The 25,887-nt window shown below is 38.4% G+C and carries 21 protein-coding genes; all 21 read right to left on the minus strand.

Translation table 11 applies throughout. The features are described 5' to 3' along the window. Nucleotides 1-13: 13 nt before the first annotated feature. Nucleotides 14-1,021, minus strand: coding sequence for an ornithine cyclodeaminase family protein (locus ACQV2T_RS00800; protein WP_428881837.1), 1,008 nt, complete (start codon nucleotides 1,019-1,021; stop codon nucleotides 14-16). 14 nt (nucleotides 1,022-1,035) lie between these two features. Further along, nucleotides 1,036-2,277: an ATP-grasp domain-containing protein gene (locus ACQV2T_RS00805; RefSeq protein WP_428881838.1), complete on the minus strand. Its 1,242-nt coding sequence runs from the start codon at nucleotides 2,275-2,277 to the stop codon at nucleotides 1,036-1,038. A 20-nt stretch (nucleotides 2,278-2,297) separates the two neighbouring features. Further along, the gene (locus ACQV2T_RS00810) at nucleotides 2,298-2,888 is read right to left on the minus strand and encodes a sugar transferase (RefSeq protein WP_428893109.1); all 591 of its coding nucleotides are present in this window, start codon (nucleotides 2,886-2,888) and stop codon (nucleotides 2,298-2,300) included. 5 nt (nucleotides 2,889-2,893) lie between these two features. Beyond that, nucleotides 2,894-4,126, minus strand: a complete 1,233-nt coding sequence (locus ACQV2T_RS00815; RefSeq protein WP_428881841.1) for an ATP-grasp domain-containing protein — start codon at nucleotides 4,124-4,126, stop codon at nucleotides 2,894-2,896. A 2-nt stretch (nucleotides 4,127-4,128) separates the two neighbouring features. Beyond that, nucleotides 4,129-5,322 (minus strand): DegT/DnrJ/EryC1/StrS family aminotransferase, encoded by a 1,194-nt coding sequence (locus ACQV2T_RS00820; protein WP_428893110.1) that lies wholly within the window; start codon nucleotides 5,320-5,322, stop codon nucleotides 4,129-4,131. Nucleotides 5,323-5,444: 122 nt separating this feature from the next. Further along, a complete protein-coding gene (locus ACQV2T_RS00825) occupies nucleotides 5,445-6,422 on the minus strand; it encodes an acyltransferase (RefSeq protein WP_428875876.1) in 978 nt (325 codons plus the stop codon). A gap of 28 nt (nucleotides 6,423-6,450) precedes the next feature. Next, a complete protein-coding gene (locus tag ACQV2T_RS00830) occupies nucleotides 6,451-7,032 on the minus strand; it encodes a YdcF family protein (RefSeq protein ID WP_428893111.1) in 582 nt (193 codons plus the stop codon). 32 nt (nucleotides 7,033-7,064) lie between these two features. After that, a complete protein-coding gene (locus tag ACQV2T_RS00835) occupies nucleotides 7,065-7,397 on the minus strand; it encodes a hypothetical protein (protein ID WP_428893112.1) in 333 nt (110 codons plus the stop codon). Then, complete coding sequence (locus tag ACQV2T_RS00840) at nucleotides 7,351-7,791, minus strand: DUF3307 domain-containing protein (protein ID WP_428893113.1); 441 nt, start codon at nucleotides 7,789-7,791, stop codon at nucleotides 7,351-7,353. The genes ACQV2T_RS00835 and ACQV2T_RS00840 overlap by 47 nt, the downstream gene beginning before the upstream one ends. Next, nucleotides 7,778-8,440 carry a SatD family protein gene (locus tag ACQV2T_RS00845; protein WP_428893114.1) on the minus strand — a complete coding sequence of 221 codons (663 nt, stop codon included), beginning with the start codon at nucleotides 8,438-8,440 and terminating at the stop codon, nucleotides 7,778-7,780. The genes ACQV2T_RS00840 and ACQV2T_RS00845 overlap by 14 nt, the downstream gene beginning before the upstream one ends. Before the next feature lie 277 nt (nucleotides 8,441-8,717). Beyond that, complete coding sequence (gene addA, locus ACQV2T_RS00850; protein WP_428893139.1) at nucleotides 8,718-12,653, minus strand: helicase-exonuclease AddAB subunit AddA; 3,936 nt, start codon at nucleotides 12,651-12,653, stop codon at nucleotides 8,718-8,720. Then, a complete protein-coding gene (locus tag ACQV2T_RS00855; RefSeq protein ID WP_428893115.1) occupies nucleotides 12,628-16,230 on the minus strand; it encodes a PD-(D/E)XK nuclease family protein in 3,603 nt (1,200 codons plus the stop codon). Before ACQV2T_RS00855 ends, addA begins: the two co-directional genes overlap by 26 nt. A gap of 72 nt (nucleotides 16,231-16,302) precedes the next feature. Next, the gene (gene pepT, locus ACQV2T_RS00860; RefSeq protein WP_428873639.1) at nucleotides 16,303-17,529 is read right to left on the minus strand and encodes a peptidase T; all 1,227 of its coding nucleotides are present in this window, start codon (nucleotides 17,527-17,529) and stop codon (nucleotides 16,303-16,305) included. 14 nt (nucleotides 17,530-17,543) lie between these two features. Then, nucleotides 17,544-18,347 (minus strand): Nif3-like dinuclear metal center hexameric protein, encoded by an 804-nt coding sequence (locus ACQV2T_RS00865; protein WP_428893116.1) that lies wholly within the window; start codon nucleotides 18,345-18,347, stop codon nucleotides 17,544-17,546. Continuing rightward, nucleotides 18,328-19,071, minus strand: a complete 744-nt coding sequence (locus ACQV2T_RS00870) for a tRNA (adenine(22)-N(1))-methyltransferase (protein WP_428884804.1) — start codon at nucleotides 19,069-19,071, stop codon at nucleotides 18,328-18,330. Before ACQV2T_RS00870 ends, ACQV2T_RS00865 begins: the two co-directional genes overlap by 20 nt. Nucleotides 19,072-19,133: 62 nt before the next feature. After that, nucleotides 19,134-19,829, minus strand: coding sequence for a YjjG family noncanonical pyrimidine nucleotidase (locus tag ACQV2T_RS00875; RefSeq protein ID WP_428884805.1), 696 nt, complete (start codon nucleotides 19,827-19,829; stop codon nucleotides 19,134-19,136). 183 nt (nucleotides 19,830-20,012) lie between these two features. Further along, nucleotides 20,013-20,855 carry an aldo/keto reductase gene (locus ACQV2T_RS00880; RefSeq protein ID WP_428873635.1) on the minus strand — a complete coding sequence of 281 codons (843 nt, stop codon included), beginning with the start codon at nucleotides 20,853-20,855 and terminating at the stop codon, nucleotides 20,013-20,015. 124 nt (nucleotides 20,856-20,979) lie between these two features. Continuing rightward, the gene (gene rpoD / locus ACQV2T_RS00885; protein WP_428873634.1) at nucleotides 20,980-22,122 is read right to left on the minus strand and encodes an RNA polymerase sigma factor RpoD; all 1,143 of its coding nucleotides are present in this window, start codon (nucleotides 22,120-22,122) and stop codon (nucleotides 20,980-20,982) included. A gap of 12 nt (nucleotides 22,123-22,134) precedes the next feature. Then, nucleotides 22,135-23,976, minus strand: a complete 1,842-nt coding sequence (gene dnaG, locus ACQV2T_RS00890) for a DNA primase (RefSeq protein ID WP_428893117.1) — start codon at nucleotides 23,974-23,976, stop codon at nucleotides 22,135-22,137. Nucleotides 23,977-24,010: 34 nt separating this feature from the next. Further along, a complete protein-coding gene (locus ACQV2T_RS00895; protein WP_428873632.1) occupies nucleotides 24,011-25,267 on the minus strand; it encodes an MFS transporter in 1,257 nt (418 codons plus the stop codon). An 11-nt stretch (nucleotides 25,268-25,278) separates the two neighbouring features. Further along, entirely contained in the window at nucleotides 25,279-25,872 is a 594-nt protein-coding gene (gene yihA, locus ACQV2T_RS00900) for a ribosome biogenesis GTP-binding protein YihA/YsxC (protein ID WP_428873631.1), read from the minus strand. Nucleotides 25,873-25,887 lie beyond the last annotated feature (15 nt).

Below are 25,887 nucleotides of genomic sequence, written 5' to 3' on the forward strand. Positions count from 1 at the left end.
CTACTCTCCCTCCCTAGCTATCTTTAAATTGGAATTTAAATGCATCTTTTTTATCCCTATAGCACTCGTAAACATAGTTGGCTATCATAACATCTATGTATGCTAAACCAACAGAATTGAAATAGATAAACTCATCTTCATTCTCTCTTCCAATTTTTTTACCAGCTATAATTTCTGATAAATCAGCGTATATATTTTCATCAGTAAGCAAGCCACTCTTGTACATTTTGCTTATTGTCTGACTTCCTCTGTGCTTCACATTTTCCCATTTATCGCACACAATTTTTGATGCAGATAACGCAACATTATATTCATCTTCGTAACCACCTACATGAACATAGGTAGCGCCTGATTTTATCCAACTCTCTTTAAGTAACGGTTTTTGAGCGCTTGTAGCAGTGACAATAATATCAGAATCAAAAACTGCTTTTTCGAAATTATCTTCGCAATTAATATAATTTACATTTGAATATCGCTTTCTAACATCTTTAATAAAGTTTTCATTTGATTCGAAAGAATTTGAGGATACAAAACAGCTAGCAATAGTTGGAAATAAATCTTTAATAATTTTAAAATGTGCTCTTGCTTCAGCGCCTGACCCTATAAAGCCAATGGAGTCAGGGTTTTTCTTTGATAAATATTTCAAAGCGCAAGCTCCAACTGATGCTGTTCTTATACTGGTTAAAGCTGCACAATCCATAACTGCGATTGGTTGTCCAGATTCAATCTCGGATAAAATCATTAATCCATTAACATTGTCTAATCCATACATAGGATTATTAGGAAATACAGAAACCCATTTGACACCAGCGACCTTCTCTTCAATAAGTGTAGCAGGCATACAATTAATTCTGTTTTGGATCATCTCATCGAAAATTTGTGAATTCTTTTCTGGAAGAATGGTCTTTCCTTCAGTATATCTCAAAAAAGATTTTTCAACTAACGAAATTAAAATCTCTATATCATTTAATACCTTAGTAACTTGATTATTTGTTATTAAAATTGTATCTTTCTTTTTCATATATTATCTCCTATTTAGATAATTCTAAATAACATATCGTCATTTTCTGTATTTTTTACACTAATATGATTGAGAATATCATCAATAATTGCATTAATTTCACCTTTACTATCAGCTAACAAATGTAAATAACAAAAAACTTGGTGGACATTTCCTGAAGATTCAATCAAGTCTCCCTCGACATGACATTGGGCAAGTGCGTGAAAGCCATCTATTTGATTTAAATCATCTAGTCCACTTACCTTCATAATTGTACCGGGATATATATGAATGGGAGCTATACAATAAATCTTATTCGTATTTTTCAAATCATATTGAAAAGATTTTTCTGAATTATTAAGTGTATGATTTATTAGTAAACTTATTTGATTTAAACCAGTAAAATATTCTACTGGATGGTAGGTCATTGAACCTCCAAACCGATAACCCATCTCATTAAAAATTAAATCTTTTCCATCTGAAAAAGCTTCTATCCATATCGGTCCATTTTTAAAGCCTTCAGATTCCAACATATATGAAACTTTCTTTTCATATTCATTAAAGAATAATTTTTGATTGTTGGATGGGAAATATTGGAGTGCCATAACTGGGGCTCCCTCAGAACTGATTTTTCTTGAAATTTTATCAGACATTCCACTAAAATATGCCTTACCATTAATCATGGTATAGTGGATAATAGTACTATCCATATTTATATATTTTTCAACAAGCACATCATTTGAAATAGAATTATTATAAGCCTTCATAAAACCCGAAATAAATTCTAATGAGTTATTACAAATAGTTATTCCAGTCGATCCATTATTATCTACTGGTTTAGTCACAACTGGATAAGGTATTGTATCAGCTTCGCTGAGATAGTTTTCTATATTAATATTAAAAAAAGGAGTAACATTTATTTCATATTTCATACACATTTCTTTAAATACTCGTTTATTTGTAGCAATATTCCAAAGTCTTTCACTGCAATAAAAAGGAATATTAAATTCTTCACTTAGTTGTATAGCTATTGGCATATTAGTTTCACTCGCTCCAACATATATACCGTTAATACTCTCATTCAATATAATTTCACTTAAAGCTTTATAGTCTTGTGTACTAATTTCAAAGGATTTATTTGCTATATTTTTGCATATTGCATAGTCTTTATTCTTTTGATCAATTGCTACTGTATAAATATTGTTAAAGTTTGCATACTCATATGCATCTTTGAAGAAAGGCGATGCACCAAGAATCATTAATTTGTTTTTTGCCATTTAAAACATCCTATCTTTTTCTAATCCACAAAAATATTCGATTTTTTAAAAACGCTCTTTATTGTTTGTATAAAAATTTTTAAGTCAAGCATAAGGCTTAATTCCTCAACATATTTACCATCTAATAAATATTTCTCTTCTTGAGATATCGAGTTTCTATAAAAAGCTTGACTATACCCTGTAATTCCTGGTCTAACTTTTAATCTTTTTTTTCTAATTTCATCCATTTCTCTATAATCTTTTGAGACTATAGATGGTCTAGGCCCTATAAAACTCATATCCCCCTTCAAAACATTGAGAATTTGTGGAATTTCATCAATAGAACTTTTTCTTAGCAGTTTTCCAAATTTAGTCAATCGATTATCATTAGAACTATTAAAAGTAGACCCATCTGGATTTCTAATATCAGGAGAGTCAACATACATTGATCGAAATTTGTACATAGAAAACACTTTGCCGTTCTTTCCCCTTCTAAAAGCGTTGTAAAAGATCGGACCCGGATCATCCAAGTAAATAATTATCCCAATAATAATAATTAAAATAAAGACAAGGGGTAATAACAAAAATGCCAACAAAAAGTCTAAAATATTTTTAAAATATTTTTTATACATTTATATCATTTCCTTTGTTTATCAATATCTATTTTTAGATAGTTCAAAGCTTTATCACAAATATCATTTGCTTCTTGACTAGTCTGAGCTTGAGCTATTACAAAACCAATTCTGTCAACGCTGTTAGAAACTTTTTTTACTTCTTCACCAATACCCCTTAGAATATTAATCTGTATAACACCTTTTATGTTTTTTGCAAGTTCTAAACCACTTATATTTTTAACAATACCACTCGGTACCTCTATATACTTAATGGCAGAAGCTTTTTTAAAGCTTACATTAATATCTACTTGCTCCCCAATTGCAAGTCTAATAGTGGCTTCAACCATATCTACACCTGTAGATAAAGGAACTAAATGAGTACCAATATTATCCCCACCCAATCGAGCTCCAATCTCAACTATTTTAGGCCCTTGATTTGTCACCATAATTTCTGTATGTGAGGGACCAAATTTAATCCCTAAAGCTTTATTGGCTTCTTTTGCTAAAGTAATAATCTTTTCTTTTGTATTTATCGGCAATTCTGAAGGCTGAGAATGACCCATTTCAACAAAGTTGGGTGCTCCAGTTGTTATTTTATCAGTAATTTGAATAATATGACAGTCTCCATCAATAGAAAAAGTTTCTACACTAACTTCTTTACCCACCATAAATTCTTCAATAATTACTTCTCCAGTCCTTGAAAAAGATGAACTATATTCAAATGCTTTTCGACAATTTTCATCTGAGGTGTCTTCTAATAAGAATACACCCCTACTACCCGAACTATCTACCGGTTTAAATATAAAATTTTCAATTAAATTAGTATTTTGATGTACAATTTTGATGGATTCTTTGGCTGAATTAGCAATAGCAAAAAATGGTATAGCCACATGATGATCCTTCAAGGTAGTTCTCATATGTTTTTTACTTGTAGTTTTTAATGCAGTATCTTCGCTAATTCCGTTCAAATTCAGTTTCTTAGCTACATAAGATACTGTTCTCATGGGCATATCACTCGCTAGTGTCATAATTCCATCGATATTGTTTCTAATAGCTGCTTCATAAACAAGCTCTTTATCGATTGTACTTATAAATTCCTTTGTTATACCCTTAATTTTAAAACCTACTGCATTTGGGTTCATATCAACGACAACAACATCTAAACCCATTTTCATTGCTTTTAAAATAGCAGGTAACTGTAAAATACTAGCACCTAAAATCATAACTTTTTTCTTTTTTATTATACTAAATGTCATAATTATAAATATTCCTTAAATGTATCAATGATATATTTGACTTCACGATTCTTTAATAAAGTATGAAGTGGCAAGGTTATTTGATTCTGATATTGTCTAAATGCATTAGGATAATCATCAATTTTAAATCCTAAATTTTTATAGGCAGTCATCATAGCTAGCGGCTTATAATGAACGTTAGTAGCAATTCCTGCTTCTGCCATTTTTACAATTAAATTATTTCGCTCTGATTCTTTATATCCATTTACTCTAACTAAATACAAATGGCGACATGATTCACTTTCTCTATTTTCGTGTGACAGAATTTTAACTGGTAAATTGGCTAAACCCTTATCATATATTTCAACGATTTTCTTACGACGGTTTAGAAGTTCAGGATATCTTTTTAATTGAGCTAGCCCAAGAGAAGCACTAATATCTGTCATATTACATTTAAAATAAGGCGCTACTATATCGTATTCCCATGAACCTAATTTAGTTTTAGCCAAAGCATCTTTATTTTGTCCGTGAAGAATTAATAACATAAATTCTTTATAAATTTCGTTTTGATTTATTGGGATATCCTTTCTCCAAGTAAGCGCTCCGCCTTCACCAGTTGTGAAATTCTTAACAGCGTGGAAAGAAAAGGAAGTAAAGTCAGCAACTTCTCCAGCATTCTTTCCTTTATAGGTTGATCCAAGCGCATGTGCTGAATCTGCTAGTATAACCACACGATCAAAAACCTCTTGCTTAGTTCCTTTAGAAGGACTAAATTTATGTTTTTGATTTTCAACAATTTCATAAATCCGATCATAATCACACATTACTCCACCTAAATCTACCGGAATGATAACTTTCGTTTTCTCGGTAATAGCAGCTTCTAATTGATCATAATCCATTTCAAATGAGTCTGGAGCAGTATCTACTAGCACTATTTTAGCACCAACATGATCAATTACACTTGCTGATGCTGTATAAGTATATGCTGAAGTTATAACTTCATCGCCTGGTCCCACACCTAACAACCTTAAAGTCATTTCCATGCACGCTGTTGCCGAATTCATAACAACCGCTCGATCAGTATTACAGTATTCTGCTAATTGAGATTCTAATAATTTTGTTTTAGGGCCTGTTGTTATCCATCCAGATCGTAATGTATCAACAACTTCTTTAATTTCAAGTTCTGTAATATCCGGAGGAGAAAATGAGATTTTCATAATATCGCTCTCTTTCTATAAGTATATGATGCTTTATATTCACCGTTAAAAGTATAACACAAGAAATCTCATTTTGAAGGCATTCTTCGTTTTTCTTTCAAAGATTACATTTATTACATAACCTAGCTAAGCCAGCGTTTAAAAGGCTCACGGTCGACAACTTTTATTAAGAGATAAAGGCATATTAATAACCCACTTCCAACCACACTAACATAGATAAGAGGGGGCATCGATAAAGCCATTTTTTCAACCGTCCCTTCAAGTAATTTCAAGAAAAGAACATGAGAAAGATAAATTAAGAAAGAATACCGGCTAAACCATAGGAAAAGCTTCTCAAAAGGCAACCTATATAACATAAAAGTCAAGACCAAACCGATCGAATAGAAAGTAACCAAAGGTCTCGTATTGGCAATCACTGCTCCCCCACTTAGATAAGATTCTTCAATCAACAAGCCTAGCATTATTACCGTATAAATCAAGATACCATAACGATAAACTTGAAAGCTTTTAAGCTTAGCTTGAAAGTCCCGGCTTAACCAAATGCCAAAGAAGAAGCAAAAAGCATAGCTATAATAGTCTTGGACCTTATCATAAGGAATATAGCCTAGTAGGTGATCACTGACATCTTGGAAGATGAAAAGACCCACGAAGGCTATGGCTAAGTACTTGTTATCGGCAATTTTAGATAAAAGTGGGTAAAAGATATAAAGTCCCACAATTAATGGAACAAAATACAAGTGATAGGAAGTCTTCCCTAGCAAGAGAAACTGCAAGAAGGTCAAAAGACTCAATTCTTCACCTACCAACCAGAAATTAGCCCAAGCATAGATTAAAGACCAGCACAAATAGGCCGGGATAATTTTTATGAGGCGGTCTTTTAAGAAGGCGGGGTAATCAAGTTGTGAATCCAAAGCATCGGTCCGATCCAAACCCCAACCTGAAAGCATTAAAAAGACAGCTACCGCAAAGCGTGTCGCTTGATTAAGGGCTAGGATCCATAATTTATTTTCTCCTAATAAAGGGGCTGTAAGATGAATCAAGAGGACCGCTATCGTTGCAAGCCCTCGTAGTAAATCAAATGGAATAAAACGTTTCGTCATTTTTGTCTACCTTTTCTAATTCAATTATTTATTGGTCAATCCAATAATAGAGTTCTAGATAATAGCCGATGTATTTATAGACTTCAGAAGCCATTATCCTTAAGGCCTGGCGACTGTCTTGATAAAGGACTTCCTCACCCTGAGCGTTCTTTAAATAGGCACTGACATAATAAAAGTGCATATCCTTTCCCCGACTCGCACGCTCAAAAGCCAATCGAGTGCGCCGGGTATGATAGTCGGTCGTAACTACTAAGGCCGTTTGCCATTCCCTTTCTTCCATGATGGCGATAGAATTGGTCGCATTGGTCCAAGTAGAAGTTGCTTCTAATTCTCCAATCACTTGGTCTTCCGATAAACCGGTGTCAGTTATAAAGTCAATTAAGGGTTTGGTGCCGATAAACTCATTTAAGGGAGAAACAATCATTGAGTGTAATGTGACATAGCCTTCTTGGATTAATTCAGCTGCCTTCAAGGGACGAACTATTTCCCCACCTGGTACAATCACCACCTCAGCTTCAACCGCTTCTTGACCAATGTCTAAATGACTAGCCAACCAGACTAGATAGGTCACTAGCGCTACAAGAAGGATAAATAGAATCTTTACTTTCATGTTTGGGGCCTCCTTTTTTCATTTAATAGCTGCTAACTAGCTAAGACTAAGAAATAGACACACAGGGCATACAGAATACTGTATAAGCTTCCCATCAAATAATACTCCGCAACCCCCTTGTCTTCTTCTAAATGTTTGAAACGCGCATTGGATTTGGCCGTATAAATCAAACCAATCGCATTCACCTGGCCCATGCCTAAAAAGATCAAGGAAAAAATCCGCTCCAAATGGCCGATTAAAGCGCCCGTCCCTTGTAGACCTTCTTGCTGAATGGCCTGACTTTGAGGATAAGGACTGAAGGCTAGTTTAAATAAAACATTAGCCGGCTTGCCGACCAAAAGGATCGCTAATAACCCCGTCAGCATTTGAAGGTTCAAAACGCAGAAAAACAGACCCTAAGGAGTTAGTAAAAAACACTTGGACCAAGAGAATGATGAGGACAATATGTAGGATTTGATCAATTAAGAAAGTATATAAGCGATAAGAAGGCTGAAGCTTGTCAAAGCCACTCTTTATACAGTCGATCAGACTGTAACTAATCCAAAGCATCAGATAAACATAAAAGGCCGGCCAAAAGACTTGATAGTATAAGCTCCGGATTAAGGGATAGAAGAAAAAGAGGCCATGAATCGCTAAATGAGTTGCCAAGGCTTGCCTGTTAGGCTGCTTGTCTACAGCTAATTGAGGACTTTGTAATTGAAAATCACCTAAAAAGTGCAGGATTAAAATCATGATTGTCCATTGATTAAAGGGACTCATGATTCCCCTCCAAAAATTCTGCAATCGTTTCTCGACCCCTCAAGTAGATCTTAATATTACCCAGTGATAAGCGCTTGCTCAAACTGCTCTGACTGATTTGAATCGTTTGGGCAAAATGGGCCTGATCAAATTCCGCTTGGTAGATCCCTTCTTCAAGCATCAACTTGAAAGTCTCCCGTTGCAGGTCGGTCCATTGGCTTTTCAAGGTTTCACTCAAGAGAAACAGGCTATTGACCATCTGATTAATCGAATCGTCTTGGGTCCTGAGCGCCAGATGACACTTGTTACCATAATGATTACGGTGGACAGCTTCAATCGCCTCGCGCGCTCGCCAAAAGGCTGGACCATCGGCTCCAATACTTCGTTCAGGATCGATGGCCGTCGTGATCTCACCGATACCGATTCCCAGCCGAAAAGGATGGGGCAATGTGACATATAAGTCATCTAAAAAGTTCAGCCAGTTTGAATCCAACTTCATAATCACTTGAAACTCATCGCCAACTGTTAAGGTCAATTGAGAAAGCAACTGCTTTTGATACTTCTGATTAAGGCGCTTGAATATGTCTTGCACTTGCTTTTGGAATACCTTACGTTCTTTGATTTGCTTAGACTTAATAAAATCCCCGATGATAACCACATCCGTAGCCATCGAACTCCTCCTTCCTGCCTACTTACTTCATTTTTTACCATTGTTAGAAGAAACTTACGATCATAACTGGTTAGGTTTCCCTTTCCTTGAGGAAAGTAATTGATATTTCTTTCCTCATTCAAGGAAATTTGTTAAGTTTGCCTTGTTTAGGGAAAGTTTACCCTAAACAACCTTTAAAAGCAAGCGATTCCTTGCGAGCATTCATCTGAAAAAAAGCATCCGCTTTAGGCTTAGGTCAAAAGACCCATGCTTCTTTTGCGAATGCTTAATAAAACGATTACTGATTCATCTGTTCATCCATCGCAACCACCTGGTCGAAGCCTAAGGCCACGATATAAGTACCGATATTAGGTAGTTTAAGGTGGCTAGCTAAGGCGTCCTTGTAAAGATTCAACTGGTAGCGATACTTGTCTTTTAACCCTTCCAATTGTTCTTGTTTGGATTGACTCAGATGCGGACGGTAGCGGTCCGTCTTGAAGTCAATCAAGACAAAACCTTGATTAGGTATCACATAATAGCTATCAATTACCCCGTGAACCAGAATCGAATCTTGCTCCATCTGCATACTTTGCTTGCTCTCAGTCAGATTGGCGAACAAGTCCTTAGCCGGTACCAGGTAAGAAAAAGCTTGTTCCCGTTTAAGTTGATCGCTGTTTTCTATCATTTGTTGGCCGATCGGACTTCGGAGGAAGTTAAGAATTGTTTCCAGGTACAGATGTGGCCGATCTTCTGCTTCCATCAAACCTCGCTCGATCATCAATTGGATCTGGTCTTGTAAGATCTGGTTATAATCGGCTGGGTCAGCTAATTTAAAGGGACCAAAGTCCACCTGCTCCATCAGATAGTGGTTCAAAGTTCCTATCCGAGCTGCATCTAGCGTTTTGGACTGCATAAAGCTTGGGGCTTCAAAGGTGTCTTGCGTATAGCGAATCCCTTGAATCCCTTGAATCCCTTGATCTATATCAATGGATGCATCTAGCTCATGCATAGATTCCTTCCGCCGGTCTGTATAAAAAGAAAGAGCTGGATGCGGTGGTTCTTCGAACAAACGTTTTAATTCCGAAACAGATTGATAGGCAGCTGTCTGACTGGCTAATTGATAAGGGTATTGAGCAGTTAGCAATTCTTCAAGCTGGTTGATCCTCTCATGCTTGTGCTTGGGTTGATCGAAAGCTTCGCCCTTTTGTAGCGCCTTCAACCAGGCCGGTGGGCTGGCTATTGGATGGCTAGCCATCACGCTAGGTACATTGGCTTGAATTTGGTCTTCAGTATAGATACGTGTGATAAAGTCTTGAGCAGTAATTGTGGCGAGTGATTGATGGTTTCTTTGAGCGAGGGAAGTTGCCTGATGAATCCAATCCAAGAAACTATTAGCCTGTGATCTGAGTTCTAGGGCCACTTGCAAGCTGTCAGGGTCAGTCATCATTTGATAATGGTCGCCCTTTTCTTGCCATTTTTCCCTACTCTCAATCGAACCCACTATCATTAATTTCTGCTCGGTTCGCGTCAAAGCTACATAGAGTACCCTTAATTCTTCGGCTTTTGCTGCTTGATCTAGGAGCATTTGTCGCGAGGTTTTACTGATGGATTGATAATAGACAAAGTCATCCGTTTGGTAGTGGTTCATACCCACTCCATAATGCTTGGTCGCCACAATAGCTTTTTGGCTATCCATTAAATTAAAGCGGTGATTACTGTTAATTAAATAGACAACCGGGAACTCACTCCCCTTAGAAGCATGAATGGTCATAGCCCGCACCATATTTTGATCCTTGTCTAATTGTAGGGGTTCTGCCAAGTCTTTGTCTTGTTCTAAAAGAGTCTCAATATAGTGGATAAAACTTGCTAAACTGCCTCCTAAACCTTGATTAATGGTTTGAGCTTTTTGATAAAAAGCATGAAGATTAAGCTGACGTTGGCGCCCCATCTCTAAGCCCACCACATAGTCTAAGAAGGAAGTGTCTAGATAGATTTGCCAGATGACTTCATCAATAGCCTGGTGGCCAGCAAAGTCACGCCATTTTGCAAGTTGGGTAAAAAAGTTTTGCACTTTCTTTTGTATGGCTAATAATGGCTGATCCTTTTCAAATGCTTGACTCAATAAGTCTTCTACCGCTTGATAGAAGGAAGCTTGTGGATGATTAACCCGAATCAAGGCTAAGTCATTGTCACTCAAGCCTACAAAGAAAGACTTGAGAATAGCGACCAGAGGAATATCCTGCATGGGATTATCGATTAATTTTAAGAGGGCTAAAATTAACTGAATCTCTTGTCGCTGGAAATAGGTCTCAATGGCTTGTGAAGTAAAAGGTAGCTGATAATGGCTGAAGGCTGCCTGCAAATTGGCAAAGCTGGATTTGGTAGAACTTAGCACCACAATATCCTTAAAGGTCATCAAACGATCCTTACCCAATTCTTTATCATAGATTTGATAGCCTGCGCGCAACTTAGCTTGGATATCTTGAGCAATCAGATGGGCTTGGTAATCAATTCCCTTGTCTATTAATAAATCAGGACGATCTGCTTGCATTTGATCTTCTTCGTCTGAGCGTTCCTTGCTATGTAAGAGCAATTCAATGGCATAGTGGTCTATTTCCTTTGCAATTGTGAAGTCCTGGTTGCCGGTCATCAAACGCTCATTTTTACCATAGGTCATTTCTCCAAAGGATTCATCCATCAAGCGTTCAAACAGATAATTGGTAAAGTTTAGGACTTGGTCCCTTGAGCGGTAATTCTTATCCAAGATAATCAAGTGACCTTGGTCACTGGTTTGGTAAGTACGGTATTTTTGGAGGAATAGGGATGGTTCTGCCATCCGAAAGCCATAGATAGACTGTTTGACATCTCCTACCATAAAGAGATTGCCTTTGGTCGCTTCCACCCTTTCACGTGATAAGTAGGATAAGATGGCTGCTTGGATTTCGTTAATGTCTTGATACTCATCCACTAAGACTTCTTCAAAGAGGGCTTGGAAATATTCAGCTGCCGCCGATGGCTTACGTTTTCCTAATTGAGCATTATAAGGCGCTAAAATCTGCAAGGTTAAGTGCTCAAGATCTGAATAATCAATCCACCCTTCTTGAAATTTATAGTCTTGCATGGCTTGGTAAAATAATTTACTTAGATCGCTTAATTTTCTTAAGTAGGGTTGAATCGCCGCTTCGACTTCCTGCATAGTTTGGTAAGGATAAGGAAAGTAAGACTGAATCTTAACTAAAGTATCCTTACTAGCCTGACGGTATTGCTTAATTATTTGCAGTGTTTCTAAGTCTTCTTCATGGGCTTTTCCTCTTGAACTCGGCCAACGGCTAAAGCTTAGGTTATCTAAAAGTTGACTAAAGTGGGCCATATCGTTTTGTAAGAAAGCTTCTGTTAGTTCGACCACGCGCTGGCCTTCTGCAGATAATACTGGTTCAAACTTATCTAGCGTCGGCCTTGAACAAGAAGCTAAGAGACTCAAGCCATCTTGATAAGAACGATCAGCAAGCTTTAACTGTGCTTGAAGTTGGATTTTTAGACTTTCTTGATAGAGTTCACTCTTCCAAAAGCTTTCCAAACCATCGGTCTCAGCCACCATTTGGTCCAACCAGATTAAGGGTTCCGGATTGGCGCGGGCAAACTCATAAATATCTAAAACAATTGAACGCAAGGCTTGATCATCACGACCACTGGTTAAACGAATTAATAGGTCTTGATAATCGGCTTGTGTGACTGCCAGTTGAGAATCGGCTTGACTAATTTGATCAATAAGCTTGTCCCAGACTTCTTCCACCATGACTTGCTTTTGACTTTCATCACTTAAGAGGTTGAAGGCTGGATTAATAGCTTCCAGATAGAAGAAGTTTTGAATCACAAATAAACAAAATGAATGAAGTGTTTGGATGTGGGCACTAGGCAGCTGATTAATTTGACTAAGCAAGTATCGCTTTTCTTCCCCGTCTAGCGATTGGTTCACCGCTGATTTTAACCGTTTCTCCATTCGTTCTTTCATCTCATTGGCCGCAGACTCAGTAAAGGTCACGACTAAGACTTCTTTCAATTCGGCATAACGTGTCAGTAGATGATTCATAATCCGTTCGATTAAGACCGTGGTCTTACCTGAACCCGCTGACGCAGCGACTAAGATATTATTTCCCCTTTGATGAATAGCCTGCCATTGTTCGTTGTTAAATTTACTATTATCCGGTTTAATCGGTAGGGTTTCTATGATGATCGCCTCCTTCGCTTGCTGCTTTGTTAAGTAGTTTTTCCTTCATATGAGCCAAAACTTCTTTTTTATTGACTTGCTTATGGCGATAACGGTGGAAGGATTGTGTTCCATCAAAGCCTGTAATCACTCGGTATTGAGCATTTAAGGAGAGGGTATAAGGATTTTCGTAAAAAGGAGCTAAGGCAATATCACCACTTTGAATAGCCTGAGCTGCTTGTTGGAATTGATAATGCGTATAATCTAAGAGTAAATCGACTTCTTCTTTAGTAAAGAAAGGACTTCTAGCATGATAGCCCGTCTTGGTATAAGTCACCGGATAAATGCGACTTTTACTAGCTTGGTGATCAAAGGATTCAACTATTTGTAAGTCATCCGCCTCAATGGTTACAAACCCTCTCAATGTTCGTTGACTTAAAAGCGTCTTAGTCTGTTGATCAACTTCTCCTTGGGCATAATGTTTGTCCGCTTTATAAAAACTTGGTAAAAGATGCTGGTAAAAAGCACCCAGAGGCTGGTAATCAGGAAAATTTTTCAAAGCTACTGCTAAATAAGTTAATAATTGTAAGTCTAAGCCATAATAAGCATCCACTAAGTCAAAGTCTTTTTTACCTGACTTATAATCGACCACTTGTAACAGTTTCTGCTGACCTTTTTGAATACGATCTAAACGGTCGATCTTCCCTCTTATGCTTAGTAATCCTCCCGCAGCCAATGGGTATTCAAAGCCAGCCACTTGACTATTGCCCCCTGTGCCAAAGACTAATTCTGAGGCTAAGGGTTGGTAATGAGTCAAATTGTTTTGTTCTTGCATTAATTGAACAAAATAAAGCAGGCGTTGATTTAATAGATGATGAATCGCCTGCATCCGCGGATGTTTGCTGAGCACTTGGTAATTAGGATCTTGGTTTAAAGCGTCAATCACTCCACCTAATAAGTCCTTAACTTCTTCTTCTGACAAGTCAGCTAAAGATTTCCCTTGGGCTTGTACCAATTGATTGAACTGGTCTAAGGCCTGGTGGAAGTAGTCACCTGAAAGCGCAGCATCCAGTTCAAAACGTTCTCTTTCCTTCAATCGTAATCCATAGCGTAAAAAGTGGGAATAAGGGTCAGCAAAAAATTGTTCAATCCGAGACACCGATAGTGATAAGTTGCGACCGAAGAGTGCTAAGGCTAAATCGCTATCAATCTTATCCGGTAGGTCATTAAAATAAAAGGTTTGAATAATTAAGTCGACGATGCCACTTGCTTTAAGGCTTGCTTTGTTTTGCCTTTCATAATCTACCATCAACTTCAATAATTCTAAGAAAGCGGGCTGAGGGCTTTTACCCTGCACAAAGTCTTGATGGATTTGATATAAAATAGGGGCCTTGTTACTGGCATACCGTCCAAAATCGGCTAGTCTTAAAGGCGTTGCTAAAGTTAGATCCCTACTATAGTCAGCTTGGTGAATCAGTTTAAGATTGGCGATGTCTGCCGCTTGTTGCAACCATGGTGAAAAGTTACGGACTTGGTCGCCTTGATGAATGGCATAGGAAATAATCAATTGATCCGTCGCTAACAGTAAGACTTGATAAGCTAATAAGTATTCCATTTGATACCCTTGATGTTCCTGATCGGATAAATATTGATGGGCTAAAAGTTCTTGATTGATAGCTTGGCGATGACTGGGGGTCAACAAACTATCCCTAGCCTGTTTAGCTGGCAAGGCTTTTTGATCCATACCAATCACAAAGGCAATTTTACAAGGTTGAACTTGAGGGGACACAATATTTGAAATCATCACTTGGTCCAAAGTAGGTGGAATGATATGATAGGTCGCTGCTGAAAGACCAGCTTCTAGGATTTCAAAGAAGGAGGCTAGGTCTAAATCTGCTTGCCCATAGATTTGGTGGTATTCATCGAGACTATTGACCAATACCTGCCAAACTTGTTCATCTTGGCGCGATTGTTCAATCTGACCCTTTTGAAGTGCTCGGTCCCTTAAATCCATAAGAGCTTGCCTGATGCCGATTGCTTCTAATTTTTGATAGAAGCTAGCGGCTAATCCATTCTGGCCTTTGCTGCTTTTTAGGGCTTTTTTATTAAATCCAAAGTGTTCAACCAGATAGGTCCTAATCCAGCTAAAGGCCTCAGCCAGTGTAAAATCATAGACCTGTCCTTCAGCTGAATGAAAAAAAACATCTTCCGTCATAAAGAGCCAGTCATAGGATAGGTTAGCAAAGCGATAACCCTCATACTGATAGGCTATTAAATAATTCTCAAAGGAATAGACCAAGCGCTCTAAGTCTTGGTCAGCTAATTCAGCAAAAGCCGAATGAAACTGCCCCAGCCTTACCAAAGGAGATTTTAAAACTTCTAGAATATCAATCAGTCGCCAGTTATAGCGGTCCAGGCGAATGAGGTGTTGGATAAGGGTAAAAAGTGGATGGTCAGTCATAGCCTTAGCATGGTCAAAGAAATAAGGAATTTGATTGGCCGCTAGAATCGGAGCAATCATGGATTGATAGGCTTCTAAATCTCGGGTGTAGACTTGAATGTCTTTATAACGGTAGCCTTTTTTTGTAACCAGATAATGAATGCGATTGGAGACATACCGTAATTCACTCTGGATGGAATCAAATTGTAAAAAGCGGTGGCTGTTAAAGTCCCTATCAGCTCTTTGGTGGGTAGCTGATGGCAGTAAGTCTTGTTGGGCTTTAAAGGCTTGCGCTAAGCTCAAAATCGAATCTTGGTAGTTAAAAGCCTGGTCTTTAATTTCCCAATCGGGTTCAATCGCTAGTCCCATCTGCTGAGCTAAACTGCGAATGCGGTAGTAGGTTGCATAAGGTAAGGCGGTAGTCATCAAGGCTTGATTAGCCCTTAATTCAGCGCTCTTGATGGGCAAGACAATCTTAACTTTACAAGCATGCTTAGCCAAACTTAAAAGTAATTGCATTTCCTGGCTATTAAAGTAATAGTAGTGGTCCATTACAAAGAGATACTTATTTAAATTTTGATGGTTGATATAGTCCATCAAGTCTTCCTGCTTGGCAAAATTATCAATCCGAAAATCACTCAGTGCCTTTAGAAAGGCTTGATAAAGCATTTGTAATTCTTTTTGCTTTTCTATTTCCAAATCCATCCAAGTAAAATCTTGCGCTGGCTCAACTTGTAAATCTTCCACTTGAATATTGCCTTCGATAAATTCTTTAAAAAGAACGACTAAGTCTTCGATAAAACCTTGATAGTGAGCCTGCTTTTGGTAAACCACTAAGTTTTCCCGGTATTGGGTTAAGACTTGCCGTACAATCATCGACAGACCTAAGTCACTAATCTCATGACTGGGCTTTTGATCTTTCATCAAGAACCAGTTTAAGCGTGAAAAAGAAGCCACCTGCAAATTAAAAATAGAGCTGGCTTGGTCCACTTGATGGTCACGGATTTCTTCTAAGACAAACTTTTCCATTTCAAATTTCAAGTGTTCTGGCACGATATAATAGACTTTTAAGTCAGGTGTTTCTTTCAATTGGTCCATGATGGCTTGAATAAGAAGGCTTTTTTTATTTTGACTCAAGTCGCCGGTAACAAATTGAATCGTCAAGCTATCTCCTCCTTTGGGTAGAAGAACAGGCTGGATCCCTGCTCCAGCCTGTAATTATTATTTAACTTTTGCTTATTGGGCATTTAATTCCGCAATTTTGATAATTACTTCTGTCGCCTTAACCATGGATTCAACTGCCACGAATTCAAAGCGTCCGTGCATGTTTTCGCCACCGGCAAAGATATTTGGGGTTGGAATCCCCATGAAGGAAATCTTCGAACCGTCGGTTCCACCACGGATAGGCACAATGTTAACAGGAATATCTAAAGCTTCCATGGCTGCTTGGGCTAGGTCAACCGGTGTCATATCCTTTTCAATGATTTCAGCCATGTTGTAATATTGGTCTTTCATTTCCAATGTGATAGGTGGTTCAGCATATTCTTTGTTGATGTTAGCAACGATTTCTTCCACCTTGGCTTTACGCTTTTCAAAAAGATCACGGTTGAAGTCACGAATAATTAGCACTAATTCTGCTTCATCGACCGTCCCTTCTACACTTAAGACATGATAGAAACCTTCGCGGCCAGAAGTTTGCTCTGGTACTTCTGCTTGTGGAAGATCAGACATGAAGAGATTCATAATGGTTGTGGCATTAATCATTTTGCCTTTAGCAGTTCCTGGGTGTATATTTTTACCACGAATTTTCAATACTGCTTGAGCCGCGTTAAAGGATTCATATTCTAACTCACCAACCGGTCCGCCATCCATGGTATAAGCAAAGTCAGTCGCAAAACCTTCTGCATCAAAGTGATCTGCTCCACGTCCAATTTCTTCATCCGGACCAAAGGCTACACGGATTTTACCGTGTTTGATTTCTGGATGTTGGATTAAGTACTCCATGGCGGTCACAATCTCAGCAATACCGGACTTATCATCAGCCCCTAACAGAGTAGTTCCATCAGTGGTAATGAGGGTTTGACCTTTATAAGGTGGTAGGTTAGGAAATTCACTGACCCTCATTACCCAATCTTCACTCAAGTGCAGATCTTTACCGTCGTAGTTTTCAAAGACTTGTGGCTGCACATTTTCAGAATTAAAGTCGGCTGTATCTACGTGAGCAATAAAACCAATGCTGGCTACTTCTTTATCAGTATTAGCCGGTAAAGTAGCTGTGACAAAGGCATTTTCAGGATTTAACACCACTTCTTCCATACCGATTGCTTTTAATTCATCGACCAAAAGATTTAAGAGGTCAAATTGAATGTCAGTCGATGGAATGGTGGTTGAATTCTCATCCGAGCGAGTATTAATCTTAGCGTAACGAATTAAACGTTCTTTAGTTTTTTCAAATAAGTCCATAATCATTCTCCTTTTTATTCATAAGTAAAGGGATCAGTGGAAACTGTGGAAGCAATCACTTCAAGATCCCAACCCTTTTGTTCGATAGCTTCTTTTATTCTGGCCACTTCGACTTCAATAAATAAATGCTCAATATAATGACTGGCATCAATAGTCATAAAGGGCTTTTCATATAGATCATGCCCTGTATGGAAGCTGATATCTCCGGTAATAAAGACATCGGCTTGGACCTTTTCGACCTGGTCCATAAAGCTAGCTCCGGCTCCGCCTACAATAGCAACTCGTTGATAAGTGGCTTGCGGGACTTTTTCAATCACTGTTAAAGCAGGTCGTTTGAAGACTTGCTTGACATAGGCAAAAAGTTCATGGCGCGTTAGAGCTCGAGGCAAGTTGCCTATCCGGCCAATCGCTACCTGTCCTTCTTCTAGATCGATTAAGGGTTTAATATCAGTTAACTTCATAGCTTGAGCCAAAATATCATTCATGCCACCAGGGGCGGCGTCATAATTGGTGTGCATGGCAAAGACATTGATGCCTGCTTGAATGGTTCTTTGATACATTTTTATCTGGGGCTTAGACTGGTCGAAACGCTCGATTGCTTTGAAGAGGGGCGGATGGTGTAAAATCAAGCTATCTACATCTTCTTCAATAGCCTCTTCAACCACTTGTGGTCGCATATCCAAAGCGACCATCACCTTTTTAATCGCTTGTTCAGGATGGCCAAAGTGTAAGCCGACCTTATCCCACTCTTCGGCATAAGCCGCAGGATATTTTTGATCGAGATAAGCCATTAACTCTTTAAAAAAGAGCTTTGTCATAGTCTACCACCTCCTCTATTTTATCTATTTCGGCTTGAATAATGTCTACCTTATTTTTGCGGTCTTGGGCCATTTGCTCATATTCTACTCCATGAAACAACTGATTAAGAATAAAATGGTGGTGGTTTAATTCATTATGCCAGTAATCTTCAAAGATTGGCCCCCTTTGAGTCAAATGTATGGGACCAAACATGATTTCTTTATCAGTGTAAATTGCTTTTTCTGCTTGCTTTTGAGCAACCATTACTTCATAAAATTGCCCCTTTTCATCAATAAAGCATTCGTTAAGAATATGGTAATAATGATCTTGTAACCAGGCTCTGACTTTGGCAACTGCTGTGTTAGCTTGTAAGACTAAGAGTTTTGGTAATTTTCCCGCATGATAACCTGCTTCTAAGATGGAGACAATCAAACCACCTCCCATACCACAGATAGCTGCTGTATTAATGGCATCACTGGTTTCAACTGCCGCAAAGCCATCGCCAAGACGGACGATGATTTTATCTTGCAATTGACTTTCATTGACTTGTTTCACAGCCGATAAATAAGGTCCTTCCACTACCTCACCTGCCACTGCAAATTCTATCTGTTTGTTTTTAAGTAAATTACATGGTAAATAAGCGTGATCACTACCGATATCTGCCAACCGAATCGGCGCTTGACCATATTGAACGATATATTGCGCAACTTTTTCCAGTCGTTGAGATAGTCTTTCGATATTCATCCGATACTCCCTTTCATAAGTCTATTATATACTAGAAAAGCATTTTTGAGACTACCTATTTTTTATCTGTAGATGATTTTGGCTAAATCATTATAGTTATCGACCACATAATTGGCCGGTAAGTGGGACTGTTTGTTTTCATTCAAATGATTAAACCAAACACAATCAAGCCCTGCGTTTAAGGCGCCTTGAATATCAGCACTCAAGGAGTCGCCAATAACGAGTGTCCTTTTAGAATTGAATTCTCTTATATTTTCAGCGACATAATCGAAAAAGCCTTTAGAAGGCTTCACATGGCCAATCTCTTCTGAAATAAAAATTGCTTCAAAATAAGGATTCAACTTTGCATGTTCTAAGCGCGCCCTTTGAATAGCAGAAATACCGTTGGAAATGGCAAACAGACGCTTCCCCTCCTTAAGACAAGCATCGAGGAAGCTTCTTGCACCTTCAATTAGCTGGGCTTGTCTGCCTATACACTTTTGATAGGCTTGAGCCAATTCTACCCCATCCCGCTGATAACCAAAGTGATCAAATAATAAGGCAAAACGACTAGAAATTAGTGTTTGCCGATCAATTAACCCTAACTCTAACTTGTCCCATAAAGAATGATTGAGCAAAACATAGTAGTCAATAAAACGAGGAATAGCTTGCTGGGGAACCCCTTCTTGGCTTAAGAATTCAAGTAAGGCTTGGTCTTGGGCTTGATTAAAATTAAATAAGGTGTTATCTAAATCAAATAATAATAATTGATAAGTCAATTGATCCTTCCTTTCATTCTTAAAGTCACTATTATGCGCTTATTATAAACCAATTTGTCGATAATATATAGCTTACTTAAGTAAATATTTAATAAATTTTTATTATTCAGCTAGACGCACTCAATCATAAAAAAAGCCGGAAAGCTATTAAAGCTTCCGGGTCATCTGTTTAAAGTTCCTTTTTTAAAAGTCAACTTGATCAGGGTCGCTTTGTGTTTTCACCCCCTCTAATTGATCCAACTTTTTGCGGTCTTCTGCTTCTAGCTCAAAGTCAAAAATGTCTAGGTTCGATTCAATATTAGCCGGTGTTTTTGATTTGGGTAAGGGCAGAAAGCCTTTATCAAGCGACCATCTTAGGGCAACTTGCGCAACACTTTTCTTATATTTTTTTGCTATTTCTTCGACTGGCACTTGCTCAAAAAGACTACCACTTCCTAGCGGACTATAGGCTTCTAGAACCATATCATGTTGTTGGCAAAAATTAACTAAATTCTCTTGCGTAGTTCCCGGAGCGAGTAAGACTTGGTTAACCATGGGCTTTATCTTGACAGAGGCTAGTAAAGCAGCTAAGTGATGAACCATGAAATTGGACACCCCAATGGCTTTTAGTTTTCCATCTTGATATAATTCTTCCATCAACTGCCAAACTTCTTGATTAGCTTGCATCCATGCCTTGTCCTTGCGTAAGTGAACGGGATTAGGCCAGTGAATTAACAAAAGGTCTAAATAATCTACTTGCAACTTTTGCATGGATTCTTCCACCGCTTGTTTGGCTAGACTGTAGGAATGCTTGTCATTCCAAATTTTAGTAGTTAGAAAGATCTCTTCACGTGGAATACCTGAATCTTTAATGGCTCGACCGACACTGGCTTCATTGCCATAGACTTGAGCAGTATCAATGTGACGATAGCCTACCTTTAAGGCATGAAGGACACTTTGATAGGCTTCTTCACCTTCTTTTAACTTCCAAGTACCAAAACCAATTTTAGGAATCTTGACACCGTTCTTTAATAAATAACTTTCCATTAATCTTCCCCCTTTTGCCTACCTTAAGTATAAAACGATTAAAGCGCTTTCGCAAGTAAAGGCTTAAACACGAAAAACTCCTTCCGCTCATTTAAGCGTATGAAGGAGTTTTTCTTGTCTTATTCTATTCGATAAAGTCTTTTAATTGTTTAGACCGACTAGGATGGCGTAATTTTCTCAAAGCTTTAGCTTCGATTTGACGAATACGCTCACGCGTTACACCAAAAACCTTACCGACTTGTTCAAGGGTGCGAATATTGCCATCATCCAAGCCGAAGCGTAAGCGTAGAACATTTTCTTCACGGTCAGTTAAGGTATCCAACACATCTTCTAACTGTTCCCTTAAGAGGGCTGAAGCCGTATGATCTTCTGGACTTAAGGCGCCTTCGTCTTCAATAAAATCACCTAAGTGCGAATCGTCCTCTTCACCAATGGGGGTTTCCAAGGAGACCGGTTCTTGAGCAATTTTTAAGATATCACGTACTTTTTCAGTCGGTAAATCCATTTCTGCTCCGATTTCTTCAGGCGTCGGTTCTCTACCCAGGTCTTGTAACAATTGTCTTTGGACTCTTACTAATTTGTTGATGGTTTCCACCATATGAACCGGGATACGAATGGTTCGCGCCTGGTCGGCAATGGCTCGTGTGATGGCTTGACGAATCCACCAAGTAGCGTAAGTTGAGAATTTGAACCCTTTAGTATGGTCAAACTTTTCAACCGCCTTCATCAAGCCCATATTCCCTTCTTGAATGAGGTCTAAGAAGGACATACCACGACCCACATAACGCTTAGCAATCGATACTACTAAACGAAGGTTGGCTTCAGCCAATTCTTGCTTAGCTAATTCATCGCCTTCTAAGATACGCTTGGCCAATTCGACCTCTTCATCTGCATTTAATAGATCGACACGACCAATTTCTTTTAAATACATACGAACAGGATCTGCTACCTTTATTTTTGAAGCGGCTGCTTTTTGGGCGGCTGTTAGGACTTCTTCTGGTTTAACGTCTTCTGCTCTAACCATTTGTTGCTTGGTTGGTCCACCATCATCACCTACTACCGCAATCCCTTGGTCTTCCACCTTTTGAATGAGCTTATCAATGCCATTGGCATCTAATTTATATGGAATGGCTAATTGATTGCTCAAGTCATCATAGTGAACTTGACCGAGAATTTTCTTTTCTTTTATCAGCTTTTCAGTGGCCTGGTCTAAAGTCAGCTTTAATTCATTTTTACTTGCTTTATTGTCTTTCTTTTCTTTTGCCATAAAGTAAGCCCCCTATTCTTTTGTCTTTAATTTTCTTTGCAACACCATTAAGCGATTAATCACCTCGGTTGCCTTATCGGCTTCTTGCTGTTGGTGATATTGTTTAAATTGGGTCTTTAATTCTTCTATTTCTTGTTCTAAAAAGGCGATTTGGATGGTATTTAAACAGTCGGTCATCGCTTGATCTTGATAACCAATCGGTTCAAAATCCCACATTACATTCGTTAAAAGACTATTGACTTGAACCTCTTCAATATTACCAACTATTCCTGTTAAAGGCAATTTGTTACCTTGATAATAGTAATCCGTCAAGGCTAGAAAGGCCTTTTGTGAAAAGTCATGGTAGAGAAATGGCAGCTCATTTAATTTTTCTAAATAATTCCAAGCCTCTTGATAGTACATTAAAAAGCCTAACCATAATTTTTCACTTTGAAAGGCTTTAAAAGAATCTACTTTTAAGGCCTGCTGATCACTTTGTAATTGCGGAGGTGGTTGATGATGGTTGATAGCTGGTTGCTTTTTAGCAGTCTTTCTTTGACCCCCACTCAAGCGCAACATTCGCTCTTGCAAGAAGCTTTCTGCTATTTGAAATTCTTCAGCAAGTTCCACCAGATACAATTGTTTCTCGACGGGTGATTGGATTTTGTTTAAATCAACTAATAAACGGTCGATATATTCCGCCACAGCAGCTTTATCATCCATTTGAAAGAATTGCTTGTGATAATTTTTGAAAAAATTAAAGGAAGTTTGTGCTTGGTTTAAAAGTGTTTGGAAGGATTCTTTTCCCCTGGCTTTCAACCACTCATCAGGGTCCATCCCTCTAGGTAAAAGGATTGATTTAAATTGGGCTTTGGGAAAATCTTTTCCCAATTCAAAGGCTTTAGCTGTAGCTTTTTGCCCTGCTTCATCGCCATCAAATACAAAGAGAATTTCATTGGCTAATTTGGTCAAATAAGACAAGTGATCATGGGTCAAGCTAGTCCCCATGGTAGCTACTGCCTGTTCGAATCCTGCTTCGTAAAGTGCAATCACATCCATAAAACCTTCACAAACTATAATTTGTTTTAACTTGCGAATGGCTGGTCGTGCCAAATCAAGATTATAAACCAGCTGACTCTTATGAAAAATAGTGGTTTCAGGCGAGTTAACATACTTACTCTTGCGAGAGTCCCCTGCTTGATAGAGGCGTCCAGAAAAGGCTAAAACCTTTCCTTGATTCGATCTCAAAGGGAAGATAATCCGTCCACGAAAGCGGTCGATAATGGCTGGACTATTTTCAGCTTGGTAAAAAATACCCGAAGTCAGTAATTCTTCTTCAGTGAAAGACTGATCCTTTAAATAAGTCCATAAGAGCTCAGAATTATCAGGCGCTAACCCTAAAGCAAAGGCGTTAATCGTTTCCTTCTTTAAGCCACGATCGCTTAAATAAGCATAAGCTTGATTACCATTTTCTGTAGCAGTTAAAAAGTAATGATAGAATTGACTAGCTTTTTCATAGATCGCATACAATTGTTTATCTTGATGAGGAATTGGACTATAATCATCTTCAGCTAATAAACTTGAATCCAAAGGGTAGTCTGCAAACTCTGCCACCTTAATAACCGCTTGTTTAAAGGATAACGATTCAATTTCCTGGATAAAACCAAAGACATTGCCCGCTCTACCACAAGAGAAGCATTTGAAGATTTGCTTTTCGGTATGAATGGAAAAGGATGGGTTATTGTCTTCATGAAAAGGGCAAGAGGCAGAGTAGCCTGGACCCCTTTTAGTCAGTTGCACATATTGACTGACAACGTCTTCGATTTTAACCGACTGCCTGATAGCATCAATCACCTCATTCGGTATATAGGCCATGGCCTGCCTCCTCTAATAAAATTTCAAGCTTGTTTTAAACAGCTTTAGTAATTGGCTTTTTAGCTTTCCACAGTAGGAAGGCACCCATCATAAATTGAATCACAATTACAAACAAGCCTTTGAGCGAATCGCCCGTTAGTTGGGTAATAATTCCCAGAATGGTGGTACCTAAAACTGATGAAAATTTACCGAAAATATTATAAATACCAAAAAGCTGGTTATTTTTCTCCAGTGGAATAATAGAACCAAAATAAGAACGACTAAGAGATTGAATCCCACCTTGAGCTGAACCTACTAAGATAGCGATGATCATAAAATCCACAAAAGAGGATAAGGATAGGGCCATTAAACAAATTAGAATGTAGGTCCCAATACCTGTAAAAAGCATAGTGCGCCTTCCCCAGCGTTTGGCTAAGATGCCATAAATAATTGAGCACGGAAAGGCAACGATTTGAACCACTAACAACATCAATATTAACTGAGTAGCTGTTAAGCCCTGGTCACTTCCGATGGAGGTAGCCATTTTGATAATCGTTCCTACCCCGTCTATGTAGAAGAAATAGCCGATTAAGAAATAAACAATCACCTTGTCTTTGGTTAGTTCCGTTAGAGTTTCTTTGAGAGAAGCTAAAGTTGAAGCGATAATATGGGGCTGCTTTGGTTGGTCCATATAGACCTGGTCGACATTTTTCCAATAAGGAATGGTAAAAACAAACCACCAAACAGCCGTTAAAAGAAAACCGATATTAACCACTACACCCTCTTTTAACCCACCTGAAAATTGTAAAAGCATAAAAATTAAGAAAGGAATCACACTTCCGATATAACCAAAACCAAAACCGGCTGAGGACACTAAGTCCAAACGGTCGCGACTGGTGACATCCATCAAGGAAGCATCATAAAAAATATTAGCAGTCGAAAAACCGACAGCTGAAAAGCCATAAAGTACCAATAGCCACTGCCAAGAAACTTGACCAATCAAAATCATCGATAGCACTGAGAAAACACCTAAGAGCGTAGCAGTGGTAAATAATTTTTTACGGTAACCAGGAAAATCTGCTAAAGTCCCTAAAAAAGGAGCCATCATAGCGACAGCGATCGTCCCGATAGCATTGGTATAACCAAGATAGGCTGTTGAATTAGCATCAGAGACCCCCGCATTGGTGGCAATACTCTTATAAAATATAGGGAATAAAGCGGTGGTGATCATTAAAGAATAGGCAGAATTGGCCCAGTCTTGTAGAATCCATGAAAATTCCTTCTTGGTATAAGTAGAACATAGCTTTTTCACTTTATTGACTCCTATTCATCCATTAATAAACTTTCAAACAAGTCTAAAATATCTTCGCGACCTTCTCCGGTTACCGATGAAAAAGTGAAAAGCGCATCGGTTGTTGGTAAATTTAAACTTTTCTTATAGAGGGATAAATGTTTATTCCATTGGCTTTTTTTGATTTTGTCCGCCTTGGTCAAACAAATGGCAAAAGGAATGTCTAATTCTTCGGCAAATTGATACATTGCTTTGTCTAATTGAGTGGGCTCGTGACGAATATCCATCAAGAGGATTAATAAACGAAGATTTCTTCTTTGCCGTAGAAAATTCAAATTCATCTTGGCCCAATTTTTACGATTTAGCTTGGAAACCCGAGCGTATCCATAACCTGGCACATCCACGACACGAAAAGCAGCGTCGTTTACCGAATAAAAGTTTAAAGTTTGGGTCTTACCAGGCTGTCCAGAGGTCCGGGCCAACTTATTACGTTGGAGGACCTTGTTAATAAAACTGGATTTGCCAACATTTGACCGCCCGGCAAGGGCAATCTCAGGCACTTCATCTTGTGGCGCTTGGGACTCTTGAACAGCTGAAATTACAAATTTTGCTTCTTTAATGTGCATTCGTCTACCCCATTT

Source organism: Facklamia sp. P13069 (genome assembly GCF_050409405.1).
Taxonomy (GTDB): Bacteria; Bacillota; Bacilli; order Lactobacillales; family Aerococcaceae; genus Facklamia.

What these genes read in the sequence shown, in the direction of transcription:
- ACQV2T_RS00865 (WP_428893116.1), bottom strand. Translation starts at nt 18,347, where the DNA reads ATGACAAAGCTCTTTTTTAAAGAGTTAATGGCTTATCTCGATCAAAAA.
- ACQV2T_RS00830 (WP_428893111.1), bottom strand. Translation starts at nt 7,032, where the DNA reads ATGAAAGTAAAGATTCTATTTATCCTTCTTGTAGCGCTAGTGACCTAT.
- yihA (WP_428873631.1), bottom strand. Translation starts at nt 25,872, where the DNA reads ATGCACATTAAAGAAGCAAAATTTGTAATTTCAGCTGTTCAAGAGTCC.
- ACQV2T_RS00805 (WP_428881838.1), bottom strand. Translation starts at nt 2,277, where the DNA reads ATGGCAAAAAACAAATTAATGATTCTTGGTGCATCGCCTTTCTTCAAA.
- ACQV2T_RS00825 (WP_428875876.1), bottom strand. Translation starts at nt 6,422, where the DNA reads ATGACGAAACGTTTTATTCCATTTGATTTACTACGAGGGCTTGCAACG.
- ACQV2T_RS00870 (WP_428884804.1), bottom strand. Translation starts at nt 19,071, where the DNA reads ATGAATATCGAAAGACTATCTCAACGACTGGAAAAAGTTGCGCAATAT.
- dnaG (WP_428893117.1), bottom strand. Translation starts at nt 23,976, where the DNA reads ATGGCCTATATACCGAATGAGGTGATTGATGCTATCAGGCAGTCGGTT.
- ACQV2T_RS00845 (WP_428893114.1), bottom strand. Translation starts at nt 8,440, where the DNA reads ATGGCTACGGATGTGGTTATCATCGGGGATTTTATTAAGTCTAAGCAA.
- ACQV2T_RS00880 (WP_428873635.1), bottom strand. Translation starts at nt 20,855, where the DNA reads ATGGAAAGTTATTTATTAAAGAACGGTGTCAAGATTCCTAAAATTGGT.
- ACQV2T_RS00810 (WP_428893109.1), bottom strand. Translation starts at nt 2,888, where the DNA reads ATGTATAAAAAATATTTTAAAAATATTTTAGACTTTTTGTTGGCATTT.
- ACQV2T_RS00820 (WP_428893110.1), bottom strand. Translation starts at nt 5,322, where the DNA reads ATGAAAATCTCATTTTCTCCTCCGGATATTACAGAACTTGAAATTAAA.
- ACQV2T_RS00840 (WP_428893113.1), bottom strand. Translation starts at nt 7,791, where the DNA reads ATGAGTCCCTTTAATCAATGGACAATCATGATTTTAATCCTGCACTTT.
- pepT (WP_428873639.1), bottom strand. Translation starts at nt 17,529, where the DNA reads ATGGACTTATTTGAAAAAACTAAAGAACGTTTAATTCGTTACGCTAAG.
- ACQV2T_RS00835 (WP_428893112.1), bottom strand. Translation starts at nt 7,397, where the DNA reads ATGCTGACGGGGTTATTAGCGATCCTTTTGGTCGGCAAGCCGGCTAAT.
- ACQV2T_RS00815 (WP_428881841.1), bottom strand. Translation starts at nt 4,126, where the DNA reads ATGACATTTAGTATAATAAAAAAGAAAAAAGTTATGATTTTAGGTGCT.
- ACQV2T_RS00800 (WP_428881837.1), bottom strand. Translation starts at nt 1,021, where the DNA reads ATGAAAAAGAAAGATACAATTTTAATAACAAATAATCAAGTTACTAAG.
- rpoD (WP_428873634.1), bottom strand. Translation starts at nt 22,122, where the DNA reads ATGGCAAAAGAAAAGAAAGACAATAAAGCAAGTAAAAATGAATTAAAG.